Genomic DNA, 13,780 nt, shown 5'->3' on the forward strand with positions numbered 1-13,780 from the left:
GCGCTGCGGGACACCAGCATCGAATACATAACATCGTCCGCACAGCGGCATAGGAGAAACAATGACTACCGAAAGCAGCCTGAACGAGGCTAAAGACACCCAGTTGCGCGCCGACGCGCTCGAATACCACCGCAGCCCCGTGCGCGGCAAGATCGAGGTCGTGGCGACGAAACCCCTGTCGAACCAGCGCGACCTGTCGCTCGCCTATTCGCCCGGCGTCGCCTACGCCTGCGAGGAAATCGCCGCCGATCCGGCCACCGCCGCCGATTACACGTCGCGCGCCAACCTGGTCGCCGTGATCTCGAACGGCACCGCCGTCCTGGGCCTGGGCAATATCGGCCCGCTGGCCTCCAAGCCCGTCATGGAAGGCAAAGGCTGCCTGTTCAAGAAATTCGCCGGCGTCGACGTGTTCGACCTGGAACTGGCCGAGAACGATCCCGATAAACTCATCGACGCGATCGCGATGCTCGAGCCGACCGTCGGCGGCATCAACCTGGAAGACATCAAGGCGCCGGAATGCTTCTACATCGAGAAGAAGCTGTCCGAGCGCATGAACATCCCCGTCTTCCACGACGACCAGCACGGCACCGCCATCATCTCCAGCGCCGCGCTGCTGAACGCGCTGAAGGTCGTCGGCAAGGACATCGGCACCGTCAAGCTGGTGGCGTCGGGCGCCGGCGCGGCGGCCATCGCCTGCCTCGACATGATGGTGAGCCTGGGCGTCAAGCGCGAGAACGTCTACGTCACCGACTCGAAGGGCGTGATCTGGCAGGGCCGCGAAGCGAACATGGAAGCCAACAAGGCCAGGTACGCGCAGGACACGAGCGCACGCACGCTGGCCGACATCGTCAACGGCGCCGACGTGTTCCTCGGCTGCTCGACCGCGGGCGTGCTGACGGGCGAGATGGTCAAGACGATGGCCGACCGCCCCGTCATCCTGGCGCTCGCGAACCCGGAACCGGAAATCCGGCCGGAAGTGGCGAAGGCCGCCCGTCCGGACTGCATCGTCGCGACCGGCCGTTCGGACTATCCGAACCAGGTCAACAACGTACTGTGCTTCCCGTACATCTTCCGCGGCGCGCTCGATTGCGGCGCCACGCGCATCACGACCGAGATGAAGCTCGCCTGCGTGAGCGCGATCGCCGAACTGGCCGAAGCGGAAGCGAACGACGCCGTCGCCGCCGCGTACGCCGGCCAGGACCTGAACTTCGGTCCCGACTACATCATCCCGAAACCGTTCGACCCGCGCCTGATGGCCGCCATCGCGCCGGCCGTCGCCAAGGCCGCGGAAGCGTCGGGCGTCGCCACGCGTCCGATCGCCGACATGGATGCCTACCGCGACAAGCTGGGCGAGATGATCTACCACACCGGCTTCTTCATGAAGCCCGTGTTCGCCAAGGCCAAGGCCGCGCCGAAGCGCGTCGCCTACGCGGACGGCAGCGAGCCGCGCGTCCTGCGCGCCGTGCAGACCGTCGTCGACGAGGGCCTCGCGAAGCCCGTGCTGATCGGCCGCGCGGCGGAAGTCGAAAAAGCGATCAAGCAGTCCGGCCTGCGCCTGAAGGCGGGCGTCGACTACACGCTGGTGGAAGCGGAAGGCGACACCACGCTGCAAGGTGCGCGCCTGCTGAACGCGGGTGAAGTGGATTCCCTGATCTGCGGCATGCAGGGCAGCTACGACAGCCACCTGGCGCACGTCAAGAACGAGATCGGTCTCGCGCCGGGCGCCGAGGTGCTGGCTGCGATGAACGCGCTGGTGCTCGACAAGATGACCCTGTTCATCACCGACACCTACGTCAACGACAACCCGTCGGCGCAGGAACTGGCGGCGATCACGAAGCTGGCCGCGACGGAGATGCGCCATTTCGGCCTCGAGCCGAAGGCGGCGCTCGTGTCGCACTCGATCTTCGGCTCGTCGCAGCGCCCGTCCGCGCAGCGCATGCGCGACGCGCGCGCCCTGCTCGCGCAAACGGCGCCGGAACTGCCGGTGCTGGGCGAAGTGCACGGTGACGCCGCGCTGTCGGAAGACATCCGGAGCATCTACCGGCAGAAGAATGAGATGCGGGACGATTTCGGCGGCAGCGCCAACCTGCTCGTGATGCCGTCGCTGGATGCCGCCAACATCCTGTTCAACGTGCTGAAGGTCACGTCGGGCAAGGGCGTGACGGTCGGCCCGATCCTGCTGGGCGCCGCGAAGTCGGTGCACATCCTGAGCCCCAGCGCGACGGTGCGCCGGATCGTCAACATGACGGCGCTGGCTGTCGCCGAAGCCTGACCGGCGATGGCCTTCGCTCCGACCGGCCGGCTGCGCGCCGCCATCAACCTGGGCAACCCGATCCTGGCGCACGCGGTCGGTGACGGCGGCGCGGGCGGCGTCTCCGTCGACCTCGCCCGCGAGTTCGCGCGGCGGCTCGGCGTGGAACTGGACCTCGTCGTCGTCGACACCGCCGGCAAATCGGTGGATGCCGTCGCAAACGAGCGCGCGGACATCGGCTTCTTCGCCATCGACCCCGCGCGCGGCGCCGACATCGCGTTCACGGCGCCGTACGTGCTGATCGAGGGCAGCTACCTCGTGCGGGACGATTCGCCCATCCGCGCCAACGACGACGTCGACCAGGCGGCGCACCGCGTCGTCGTCGGCAAGGGCAGCGCCTACGACCTGTTCCTGACCCGGCACCTCCGGCACGCGCAGATCGTGCGCGCGCCCTCCTCGCCCGCCGTCGTGCCGGTCTTCCTCGAGCAAGACGCGGACGTGGCGGCGGGCGTACGCCAGCAACTGGAAGCGGATGCGCGAGGCCGAGCCGGCCTGCGCCTCCTCGATGGCCGCTTCATGGTCATCCGCCAGGCGATGGGCGTGCCGAAGTCACGCGGCGAGCAAGCGGCTGCCTTCCTCGCCGCGTTCGTCGAGGAGATGAAGGCGAGCGGCTTCGTGGCGGCCGCGCTGGCCCGCCATGGAATCGAAGGCGCATCCGTCGCCCCGCCCGGGTGAATCTTTGCTAAGCTGTCGGTCTGAAACCGATTTCACAAGACCCGACAGCTTATGCCCACTCCAACCCGAACCGCTACGGCGCTGGCCCTGTCCTGCGCTCTCTCGGCCGCCGCACAGGCGGCCGATCTCCCCCTCCTCACCCTCGACAACGGCACCGTGCGCGCGACCCTCACCGACGCCATCGGCGGGCGGTTGCTGTCGTTCGCGCTGGCGGGAAAATCCAGCTTTCTCAAGCTCGATACGAACGCCGGCGATCCCGACGCGCCCGTCACTGCCACGACGGACAACGTCGGCTGGCTCGGCCACGAGATCTGGGTCGGCCCGCAGAAGGAATGGTGGTCGCACCAGGACGTGAACCCGGCGCGCGCCGGCCTGCCCTGGCCGCCCGACCCGTGGCTGAGCCTCGCCCGCTACAAGGTCGAGGACAAGCGCGGCGACGCGGTCACGCTCGCGAGCCCGGCCAGCCCCGTCAACGGCCTGCAGCTCGTCAAGCGCTACAGCCTCGTCCCGGGCAAGCCGCACAGCCTGCGCCTGGATGTCGACGCGGCCAACGTGCGCAAGGCACAGGTGGCGTGGGACATCTGGTTCAACACGCGCGCCCACGGGGACACGCGCGTGTACGTACCCGTCGCGCGCAGTGAGGACGTGCGCCAGCAGGCCATCGAACCGAAGCCGGACATGGTGCCGCTGACGTGGACGCTGGCGGACGGCCTGTTCTCGCTCGACGCCTACCCGGCCGGCAAAGGCCGGCCGCACCGCAACGGCAAGATGCTGCTGCAGCCATCGAGCGGCTGGATGGCGGGCTTCCACAAGGGCCAGGTGCTGGTGATCCAGTTCGCGCACCAGCCGCGCGCGGCCATCCATCCGGACCAGGGCCAGATCGAGCTGTACAACGACTGGCAGCCGGAGGCACCGGAGAAGGGATTGATGGAGATGGAAGTGCACGCGCCGTACGTGACGCTGGCGCCGGGGCGGCACATGCAGGCGTCCGAGCTGTGGACCCTGCTGCCCTACGATGGGCCGGATACGCGGGCCGCGCAGGTGGCGTTCCTGCGCTCGCATGCGAAGGAGTTGGGGTTGGAGGGCATCTAAAACGCCATCCCCCGCGCGGGCGGGATAGCGCCACCGGCGCGACCCCGCCATGCTGAGTTTCCAATGCCGGGGCACCAGCAGTATCGCGGTGCCCCGACATACGGATTCTGCGGCTCGGTATGGGTCCCCGCTTTCGCGGGGACGACGTGGTCTGCTTAGAAGCTGTAGCGGATCTTGGCCGTATAACGCGGACCCGACACGAACCATGCGCGGCCCTTGAACCCGATACCCTGCTGCATCAGCTGGCGGGCCTTGGAATCGGTCAGGTTCTGCGCTTCCAGGCCCAACGACAGGTTAGGCGTGAAGTTGTAGAACAGCGACGCATCCAGCTGGCCGTAGCCGTCCGCCCACGTCGGCAGCGCCCAGGCCACGTTGTGCTGGCCGAAGGTCGGGCTGTTCGGGTTGGTATCGGTACCGTCCGTGCCCTGCGTGCCGTTGACGTTCACGTTCTGCAGGTTCTTCGAGCGCCAGTTCCACGCCAGGCGCGCCGACAGCGGGCCCTTGTCGTACAGGAGCGCCAGATTGTACGACTGGCGCGACAGGCCGATCAGCGGCAGATCGCCGAACGTCTTGCCGTCCACGTCGCAACCGTTCAGGTTCAGGTTGAAGTTGTCGGCCGTATTGCCGCCCGAGCAGTACACGGCGTGCACCGGCCGGTGCAGGTCCGTCTTGCTGTCCACGTACGTGTAGTTCGCCTGAACGCCGAAGCCCGACAACCAGCCCGGCAGCTTGTCGAAGTATTGCTGGTACGCGATCTCGGCACCGCGCGCATGGCCGTCCGCGCCGTTCACCGGACCGGTCACGGTGTACGTGTACGCCTTCCCGGTCGTGTCCGCGACGTCATAGCCGTACGACTGCTTGATGATCACGTCCTTCAGCTGCTTGTTGAAAAGCGCCAGCGTGAGCGAGCCGGTCGGGGCGAAGTACCATTCGCCCGTCAGGTCGAACTGGTGCGAACGGATGGGGCGCAGGTTCGGATTGCCCGTGCCGGTACCCGTGTAGGTGACCTGGCCGGTGTTCTTGTCCACGTTCTGCGACAGCGTCGTGTAGCCCTGCAGGTCGGTGAAGTCCGGACGCGAGATACCGGTGGCCATCGCGAGGCGGAACTGCAGCTTGTCGGACGCCTTCATGCGCAGATTCAGGCTCGGCAACACGTTGTTGTAGTCGTTGCTGAAGTCCTGCTTCTTGGCGAACGCCGTGAACACCGGGACGCCGGCCGGCGTCTGCGTGGCCGGGGTGAACGTCGTGTAGCCGTGCGCCGTCATTTGCGTCTTCACGTAGCGCAGGCCGACATTGCCGTCGATCGGATACTTCAGGTCGTCGAAGCCGAAGCGCAGCTGCGTGAAGGCGGCACCCGTGCGTTCCTTCTGGTCGTTCGTGCCGGCAGGATCGGTGCCGAAGGTCGCCGGTTTCCAGGCCGCGCAGTTGCCGTTCGGGCCGTTCTGCTCATGGCACAGGATGTCGTGATAACTGTGCAGCGTCGCGTACGTGCCCGGGTAGCCGGTGGTCAGCGCCACGTTCGGGAACACCAGCGCCGGCACCGACGTGTTGTTGTTGAAGAAGTTGTTGAACGAGTGGACCTGGATGCCGTTCGCGAAGCGCGGATCGCCCAGGTAGGCGAGCTTGCTGATATCCCAGCCCAATTGCCACGGCTGCGACACGGCGGCCCAGTTGTAGCTCGGGTTCGAGTTCTGCGTCACCGCATTGCGGTCGGTGAAGCGCACGCCGAAGCGGATGTCGCGCAGGACCGGATGGTCGAACGTGAACCTGGCATCCTGCTTGAAGGCCCATTCGCCGGCATGGCTGCGGTCCTGGTGCTCCATCGTGAACGCCCAGTAGTAATTGGCCGGGTTGGCCAGGTAGGCGCGCTGCGCGTCGGTGAACGACAGCGTCGGCACGTCGCCGCGCAGATCGATGGTCTCGGACGGCATCTGGATGCCGGTCGCCACCGTCGAGTCGAAGCTCGAAGTCGTCGCGCGGATGTGCTGGATGTCGGTGTCGAACGCCCAGTCGCTGTTCGGACGCCAGCTGATGTGCCAGGCCACGTCGGTGGTGTCGGACTTGCGGTCCGCGGAACGGGTGTCGGCGCCGAAATTGATGCCGTTGTCGGCCGGATCGGTCAGCGTGCCAGTCAGCAGCGCACCCTTCGAATCGAAGGTGGCGTCGGGACTCACCTTGATGTTGTAGGGGCTGGACTGGGCGAAGATCGCCTGCTCGTCCCAATGCATCTTGTAGCGCGACTTGAAGAACGTCAGCGAGGAGCTCAGCGTCGCATCCTTCTTCCATTGCAGGGCGCCGTAGGCACCTTCGCGCTTGCGGTTGAATTCCAGCGTACGCCACTGCGACCCCTTCGGGATCCACACGGTCTTGCCGGACACCACCTCGCTGCGCGGATAATACGGCTCGACCTGGAACGCGTCCGTACGGGTGCCGCTTTCCGAATACGCGAGGTCGATCAGGGCACCGAATTCGCCGAAGCCCGTCTTCCAACGGTTCGAGAACATGACCGAGCCGGACGGCGACGTCTTGCCCTTCTTGAGCTCCGAGTAGGTTTTGTCCAGCGACACAGCAAACTTGCGGCCCGAGAAATCGAAAGGCAGCGCGGTACGCAGGTTCACCAGGCCGCCGACGGCGCCTTCGATCTGTTCCGCCGACGGATTCTTGTAGACGTCGACGCCTGCCATCAGTTCCGGCGGCACGTCTTCGAAGTTCAGCGAGCGGCCGCCGTTCGCGGAGAACGAATCGCGACCGTTCAGCTCCGAACGCACATAGGACAGGCCGCGCACGTTCACGCCCGAGCCCTCGACCGAATAGTGCTCGGGGTCGCCCTTGGACATCGTGCGGTCGATCGTGATGCCGACCACGCGCTGCAGCACTTCCGTCACCGAGCGGTCCGGCAGCTTGCCGATGTCGTCGGCGACGATCGAATCGACCACCTCGTCGGCGTTCTGCTTGAGTTTCTGCGCCGACTGCAGGGCTGCGCGCTGGCCCGTCACGACGACGACGTTGGCGCCGGACGCGTTCTGACCGGCGTCGGTCTGCGCCAGCGCGGCACCGCCGGCGAGCAGTGCGATCTGGCCGGCTGCCACGGCGATCGCGGTTCTCTTGAATCGAATCATGGTGTCTCCTGTGCTCTGTTTGAGGCGCCCCGCTTCAACGGGCGGGGCTGGTTACGACTGCTGCTGAATACGGCCCCAATACGGCGGCCGCGAAATCGTTCAATACGAAAGATGGCGTCGCGATTGAAATAAACGGGGAATAAACGGATGGGTCCGCATGTTTGTCTCCACGCTATATTTATTGCCCTCGCGTCGTAGTCGTTAGGGCTATGTAATCGTTTTCATGAGTGTAGTTATTTAGCGTGATTTTTGTCAAACCTCATAACATCACTGTTGTACGCTAACATCGTACGTATATATATATTTTGAAAAAAACTATGCTGAAAATTTATAGGTCGACAATTCGTCCGGAAACCGCCAACGCGTGAGATCGGCGTGCGGACTCGATGCGGAACGCGGAAAGGGCAATTGAATGGGACACGACCGAAACAACCGATCCGGCAGAGCCGTACGACGGCGCGGGAGGCGGCTGCGACGGCGCCGACAGGCGTGGTTGCGGCAAGATCGCAGCGGTTCGCAGGCGTTCGTTACGTTACCTCAGGCAAACGAACTGAGCGTAATCGTGATAGCGCTAGCACGCCGATACGTGATATCCGATATTGGCGCCGTTTCTCCAATAAGACGACATTCGACGGCGAGCCAAATTCGAAACACTCATTTGGTAGCGCAATCAATTAAATCTGAGCATAAATCGGGAAACGATTTAGGCTTCCGGCGAGCATTTGCGGAAAAATGAAATGGTATCTTGTCGCTACGCATGAGACGACGTAGAGTCCAATTGATTCATTTCGATACGCGATCCCATCCAAATAGGAGAGCGCAATAAAAGACATGACAAATTTTCAGAATCTCGGGAATGACCCGCCGGCGGAGCCACCCAAGCGCACACGCCGCACGAAAGGCGGCCTCACGCTCGTGGACGTGGCGCGCGTCGCGGGCGTCGCGCCGATCACGGTGTCGCGCGTGCTGAACTCCCCGGAGAAGGTCTCGCCCGACCTCGTGCAGAAAGTGCGCTCCGCGATCGAACGCACGGGTTACGTGCCGAACCTGCTGGCGGGCAGCCTGGCGTCGACGAAGAGCCGCATGGTCGCGGCGATCCTGCCGACCATCGCGGGCTCCGTGTTCATCGATACCGTCCAGGCGCTGACGGAGAGCCTCGCCGCCGCCGGGTATCAGCTGATCCTGGGCCAGTCGGGCTACGAGAATTCACGCGAGGACGAGTTGCTGGAAGCGATCATCGGGCGCCGGCCGGACGGCATCGTCCTCGCCGGCATCATGCGCTCCGCGCAGGGGCGGCGCCGGCTGCAGGCGAGCGCGATCCCCCTCGTCGAGACATGGGACCTGACGCCCACGCCGGCCGACATGCTGGTCGGCTTTTCGCACGAGGATATCGGCCAGGCGGTGGCCGAATTCCTGTCCCAGCGCGGACGGCGCCGCGTGGCCGTGATCAGCGCCTCGGACGAGCGCGCCCAGCGCCGCAACCGCGCCTTCGCGCAGGCGGCCGTACGCCTGGACATGCAGGGCCCGGACGGCACCGTCCCCTTCCACACGATCCCCGCGCCCGGCACGGCGGCGGGAGGCCGGGCGGGTCTGCGCGCATTGCTGGCGGCCGATCCCGGCATCGACGCCGTATTCTGCAGCTCCGACATGGTGGCGCTGGGGGTGCTCACGGAAGCGCACAAGCTCGGCATCGAGGTTCCCGGCCGGCTCGCGGTCGTCGGCCTCGGCGACCAGGCGTTCGCGGCCGAGATGTACCCGGCCCTCACGACGGTCCACCTGGACGGCCGCAGGATGGGCCAGATCGCGGCGCAGTTCCTCATCGACCGCATCGCGGGCACGCCCGTTACCGACGTCGTGCGCGATATCGGCTTCACCATCGTCGAGCGGGACAGCGCGTAATAAAATTACCTCGACCTTGACACCCGCTCGTTTAAAGCAAAGCTTTACTTGGCTGCATTTAAGTAGTTAAATTACGTCCTTGGCGTACCAACGACAAGGACAACCATGGATGTGCGATTTCGCGCCGCCCCGAACGTCGAACCGCGCGGCGTGCGCTATACGTTCGATGCCGCGCGCGGCACCCGCAGCGGCGCGCAGGCAGGCGCATCGGGCGGCTGGGCGGAGGACGTCGGCATGACGGAACGCGCATCGCCCACGGACCGGCACCGAAAAAAAAGGGCGCCACGAGGGCGCCCTGAAGTGATATCGAGAGTAAGTAAGTCGAGGCCGTGCTGATGGCCACCACGCCACCGCACGAGTCACCATGTTAATGCGCCGCCGCATGCACCGCCCATCATTTATTCGCCATTTGTTATCACATTTTGATATAGCCAGCGCGGGGCCGGCCAGCCCGCGCAGCCCCTTGCCGGCAACCACGCCGGCCCGGTGTACAATCGTCTGTTCCAGGACACAGGCGCCCCCATCCCGCCCGACCGCGGCGTCGCCGCCCGGCCATAAGCCGGCCCGCAACGTCCGCCGCCGCACGCTGGCCGCCCCGACACACGGGTCCGCAGCGGGTTGCATCCGTCATGCCCTGCCCGGCAATGCGTCCCCGCCGGGACCGTAATGCGTACCGGGCAACCACCTCAACTTCGAAGATTCAGAACAACATGCAGACCCACTCGACAGAAGCAGACAACGGCCTCCCCCTCGACATGATCATCTTCGGCGGCATGGGCGACCTTGCGATGCGCAAGCTCCTGCCGGCCCTGTATATGGCCTTCCTGCACGGCAATCTGGCGCCGACGACGCGCATCCTGTCCACCGGGCGCCAGGACTTCGACCGCGAAGCCTATCTCGCCCACATCGAGGCGAATTCGCGCTCGTTCATCGCCGCCAGCAATTTCAACGAGAAGACCTGGGACGGCTTCCTCAAACTGCTCGAGTACGTGCGCCTGGACGTGCAGGCCGCGTCCGATTTCTCCGCGCTGGCCCGCGCCTCGCGCGCCGGCGCCCAGCGCGTGTTCTACCTGTCGACGGCACCTTCGCTGTTCACCACCATCTGCGACAAGCTGGCCGCGAGCAACCTCGTCGACGCCCATGCCCGCGTCGTGCTGGAAAAGCCCCTCGGCACGGACCTCGCGTCCGCGATCGCCATCAACGAAGACGTCGGCCGCCACTTCGCCGAATCGCAGATCTACCGCATCGACCACTACCTGGGCAAGGAAACCGTGCAGAACCTGATGGTGCTGCGCTTCGGTAACTCGATCCTGGAACCGCTGTGGCGCGCGCCGAACATTTCCAGCGTGCAGATCACCGTCGCCGAGGAAGTCGGTGTCGGCAGCCGCGCCGGCTTCTACGACGGCGCCGGCGCGATGCGCGACATGGTCCAGAACCACTTGCTGCAGCTGCTGTGCATCGTCGCGATGGAACCGCCGACGTCGCTGTCGCCGGACGCCGTGCGCGACGAAAAACTGAAAGTGCTGCGCTCGCTGCGCCGCATGACCCTGGCCGACATCGCGCGCGACACGATCCGCGGCCAGTACATCCGCGGCGTCTCCGGCAACCAGGAAGTGCCCGGCTACCACGAAGAGAAGAACGTCCCGCAGGACAGCAAGACGGAAACCTTCGTCGCCCTGCGCGCCTTCATCGACACGTGGCGCTGGTCCAAGGTCCCGTTCTACCTGCGTACCGGCAAGCGCATGGCGCGCCGCTCGTCGAAGATCGTCGTCGAGTTCGCGAATCCGCCGTTCCCGCTGTTCCCCCAGACGGCCGGCGCCATCGCCAACCGCCTCGTCATCGAACTGCAGCCGGAAGAAGCGATCAAGCTGCAGATCATGGCCAAGCAGCCCGGCAGCGGTATGGAGATGCAGCAGGTCGCGCTGAACCTCGACCTGCAATCCGCGTTCCAGCAGCGCCGCGCCGAAGCGTATGAACGCCTCCTGATCGACGTCGTGCGCGGCCGCCTGACCCACTTCATGCGCCGCGACGAACTGGAAGCCGCGTGGGAATGGGCCGATCCGATCATCGCGGGCTGGCAGACGCTGGACGAGAAGCCGCATCCGTACGCGGCCGGCTCGTGGGGTCCGGCCGAGTCGTTCGCGCTGCTCGCGCGCGACGGCCACAGCTGGGTCGAGTAAGCACGACCTGGGCGGCGGACGTGCGCCGCCGCCTGTGTGAATCGTGCACAATAGCCTGCAAGCATCGACCACGCCGTTGTTTTAATGCTTCGCAAACGCAAGCAGTATTCCATTCGCGCGCGATTGGAGCCGGCGGGCAGGTGGCGTAAAGTGCGATGTCTTCCACTCTGACCTCGGACGAATCGCCATGCAGGCAAGCAACTGGAACGCTACGATGGGCACGCTCGGCGCGCAAGCCCTCAAGAATATGGACCGCAGCCGCCGGGCGCGCGGCGACATGCTGGAACGGGCCGGCTACGGCCCGCAGCAGACGCCCTCGACGGTCCTGCACACGGAACCCGGCCTGAACGTGCGCCGCTACGGCGCGCCGGCCGACATTACCGCGAACGGCGGCCCGGCCGTGCTTATCGTGCCGGCGCCCATCAAGCGCCCCTACATCTGGGACCTCGCGCCCGAGGTCAGCGTCGTGCGGCGCTGGCTGGAGCACGGCTACCGGGTCTACCTGGCCGAATGGGTGGCGCTGCCCGACACCCACGACCATTTCGGCCTGGACGACTACGGCGACCACCTGCTGGCCGCCTGCCGCCGCGCCATCGCGGCCGACGGCGGGCCGGACCAGGTCGTCCTCGCCGGCCATTCGCTGGGCGGCATCCTGACCGCCATCCACAGCTGCCTGCACCCGGATGCCGTGCGCGCGACGATCCTGCTGGAATCGCCGCTGCACTTCACGCCGGCGTCGAGCTGCTTCGCGCGCCTGATCGACGCGACGCCGCACGCCCGCCCCATCGCCGACACGTTCCGCCAGGTGCCCGGCGTCTTCCTCAACATGATGAGCGCGATGGCCGAGCCGCAGGCGTTCCAGTGGGAGCGCTGGACCGACCGCTGGCTGTCGATGACGGACCCGAAAGCCATGGTCACGCACATGCGCGTGGAGCGCTGGACGCACGACGAATTCCCGCTGCCCGGCCGGCTGTTCACCGAGATCGTCGAATCGCTGTACCGCCACGACGCCTTCATGCAGGGCAAGCTCGCGATCGGCAACCGCACGATCGGCCCGTGCGACCTGACGTCGCCGCTGGTCTCCGTGGTCGACCCGCGCAGCAAGCTGATTCCGCCTGACGCCCTGATCCCGTTCCACGACGCGACGTCGAGCCCGCGCAAGCAGGTGCTGGACTACGAGGGCGACGTCGGCGTCAACCTGCAGCACGTGGGCGTGCTGGTGGGGCGCAACGCGCATGCGCGCATCTGGCCTCGGATTTTCGATTGGCTGGACGGGAACGACGTCCCCGCCGCGTGAATCACACCCGCTCGATCGCCACCGCGATCCCCTGCCCCACGCCGATGCACATGGTACACAGGGCAAACCGCCCGCCGGTCCGCTGCAACTGGTACGTGGCGGCCGTGACGAGCCGCGCCCCGCTCATTCCGAGCGGATGCCCGAGGGCGATCGCGCCGCCGTTCGGATTGACGCGCGGATCGTTGTCGGCGATGCCCAGCAGCCGCAGCACGGCCAGGCCCTGCGACGCGAACGCCTCGTTCAACTCGATCACGTCGAACTGATCCAGGGTCATGCCGGTCTGGCGCAGCAGCTTCTGCACGGCGGGCGCCGGGCCGATGCCCATGACGCGCGGCGGCACGCCGGCCGTCGCCATGCCGATGATGCGGGCGCGCGGCGTGAGGCCGTATTGCGACGCCGCCTCGGCGTTCGCCAGCAGCAGTGCGCACGCGCCATCGTTCACGCCCGACGCATTGCCGGCGGTGACCGTGCCGTCCGCCCGCACCACGGGTTTCAGCTTCGCCAGCGCTTCCAGGCTCGTCTCGCGCGGATGCTCGTCCTTCGCGAACCGGACCGGATCGCCTTTTTTCTGGGGGATCAAGACCGGCACGATCTCGGCTTCGTACGTGCCGTCGTGCTGCGCACGCGCGGCCTTCGCCTGGCTCGCCAGCGCGAACGCATCCTGGTCGGCCCGCGAGATCTTGTAGTCGTCCGCGACGTTCTCCGCCGTCGCCGGCATCGCATCCGTGCCGTACAGCTTGTGCATCAGCGGGTTCGGGAAGCGCCAGCCGATCGTCGTGTCGTAGATGTTCGCGTTACGGGAGAACGCGGATTCCGCCTTGCCCATCACGAACGGCGCGCGCGTCATCGATTCGACGCCGCCCGCGATCATCAGGCGCGCCTCGCCGCTCTTGATGGCGCGCGCGGCGATGCCCACCGCGTCCAGGCCCGAGCCGCACAGGCGGTTGACGGTGGACCCCGGCACCTCTTGCGGCAGGCCGGCCAGCAGCGCCGACATGCGCGCGACGTTGCGGTTGTCCTCGCCGGCCTGGTTCGCGCAGCCGTAGATGACGTCGTCGATGTCGGACCAGTCGACGTCCGGGTTGCGGCGCATGAGTTCGCGGATGGGGATGGCGCCCAGGTCGTCCGCGCGCACGTCCTTCAGCGCGCCGCCGTAGCGGCCGATGGGGGTGCGGATGGCGTCGACGATGAATGCGTCGGTCATGTT

8 protein-coding genes are annotated in these 13,780 nt (G+C 66.2%); 6 read left to right on the forward strand and 2 right to left on the reverse strand.

Going from position 1 to position 13,780, the window contains the following annotated elements; translation table 11 throughout:
* Window positions 1–61: 61 nt before the first annotated feature.
* Genes BVG12_RS06335 through BVG12_RS06345 form a run of 3 tightly spaced genes read left to right on the forward strand, consistent with a single transcriptional unit; the run spans window position 62 to window position 4,078 of the window.
* Window positions 62–2,272 (forward strand): NADP-dependent malic enzyme, encoded by a 2,211-nt coding sequence (locus BVG12_RS06335; RefSeq protein WP_075791686.1) that lies wholly within the window; start codon window positions 62–64, stop codon window positions 2,270–2,272.
* Window positions 2,273–2,278: 6 nt separating this feature from the next.
* Window positions 2,279–2,986, forward strand: coding sequence for an ABC transporter substrate-binding protein (locus BVG12_RS06340; RefSeq protein ID WP_075791687.1), 708 nt, complete (start codon window positions 2,279–2,281; stop codon window positions 2,984–2,986).
* A gap of 51 nt (window positions 2,987–3,037) precedes the next feature.
* On the forward strand, window positions 3,038–4,078 hold the full coding sequence (locus BVG12_RS06345) for a DUF4380 domain-containing protein (protein ID WP_075791688.1): 1,041 nt from the start codon (window positions 3,038–3,040) through the stop codon (window positions 4,076–4,078).
* Window positions 4,079–4,233: 155 nt separating this feature from the next.
* On the opposite strand, the gene BVG12_RS06350 is transcribed toward BVG12_RS06345, so the two are convergent.
* The gene (locus tag BVG12_RS06350; protein ID WP_075791689.1) at window positions 4,234–7,197 is read right to left on the reverse strand and encodes a TonB-dependent receptor; all 2,964 of its coding nucleotides are present in this window, start codon (window positions 7,195–7,197) and stop codon (window positions 4,234–4,236) included.
* Between the two features lie 831 nt (window positions 7,198–8,028).
* On the opposite strand from BVG12_RS06350, the gene BVG12_RS06355 reads away from it, so the two are divergent.
* From BVG12_RS06355 to BVG12_RS06365, 3 genes are all read left to right on the forward strand, one after another.
* Window positions 8,029–9,096 carry a LacI family DNA-binding transcriptional regulator gene (locus tag BVG12_RS06355; protein ID WP_075791690.1) on the forward strand — a complete coding sequence of 356 codons (1,068 nt, stop codon included), beginning with the start codon at window positions 8,029–8,031 and terminating at the stop codon, window positions 9,094–9,096.
* A gap of 710 nt (window positions 9,097–9,806) precedes the next feature.
* A complete protein-coding gene (gene zwf, locus BVG12_RS06360; protein ID WP_075791691.1) occupies window positions 9,807–11,276 on the forward strand; it encodes a glucose-6-phosphate dehydrogenase in 1,470 nt (489 codons plus the stop codon).
* 187 nt (window positions 11,277–11,463) lie between these two features.
* Entirely contained in the window at window positions 11,464–12,573 is a 1,110-nt protein-coding gene (locus BVG12_RS06365) for an alpha/beta fold hydrolase (protein WP_075791692.1), read from the forward strand.
* A 1-nt stretch (window position 12,574) separates the two neighbouring features.
* Here BVG12_RS06365 and pcaF read toward each other — a convergent pair whose 3' ends face one another.
* The gene (pcaF, locus tag BVG12_RS06370) at window positions 12,575–13,777 is read right to left on the reverse strand and encodes a 3-oxoadipyl-CoA thiolase (RefSeq protein ID WP_075791693.1); all 1,203 of its coding nucleotides are present in this window, start codon (window positions 13,775–13,777) and stop codon (window positions 12,575–12,577) included.
* Window positions 13,778–13,780: the final 3 nt, after the last annotated feature.

The organism is Massilia putida, assembly GCF_001941825.1.
GTDB lineage: Bacteria > Pseudomonadota > Gammaproteobacteria > Burkholderiales > Burkholderiaceae_D > Telluria > Telluria putida.

What these genes read in the sequence shown, in the direction of transcription:
- BVG12_RS06335 (WP_075791686.1), top strand. Translation starts at nt 62, where the DNA reads ATGACTACCGAAAGCAGCCTGAACGAGGCTAAAGACACCCAGTTGCGC.
- BVG12_RS06340 (WP_075791687.1), top strand. Translation starts at nt 2,279, where the DNA reads ATGGCCTTCGCTCCGACCGGCCGGCTGCGCGCCGCCATCAACCTGGGC.
- BVG12_RS06345 (WP_075791688.1), top strand. Translation starts at nt 3,038, where the DNA reads ATGCCCACTCCAACCCGAACCGCTACGGCGCTGGCCCTGTCCTGCGCT.
- BVG12_RS06350 (WP_075791689.1), bottom strand. Translation starts at nt 7,197, where the DNA reads ATGATTCGATTCAAGAGAACCGCGATCGCCGTGGCAGCCGGCCAGATC.
- BVG12_RS06355 (WP_075791690.1), top strand. Translation starts at nt 8,029, where the DNA reads ATGACAAATTTTCAGAATCTCGGGAATGACCCGCCGGCGGAGCCACCC.
- zwf (WP_075791691.1), top strand. Translation starts at nt 9,807, where the DNA reads ATGCAGACCCACTCGACAGAAGCAGACAACGGCCTCCCCCTCGACATG.
- BVG12_RS06365 (WP_075791692.1), top strand. Translation starts at nt 11,464, where the DNA reads ATGCAGGCAAGCAACTGGAACGCTACGATGGGCACGCTCGGCGCGCAA.
- pcaF (WP_075791693.1), bottom strand. Translation starts at nt 13,777, where the DNA reads ATGACCGACGCATTCATCGTCGACGCCATCCGCACCCCCATCGGCCGC.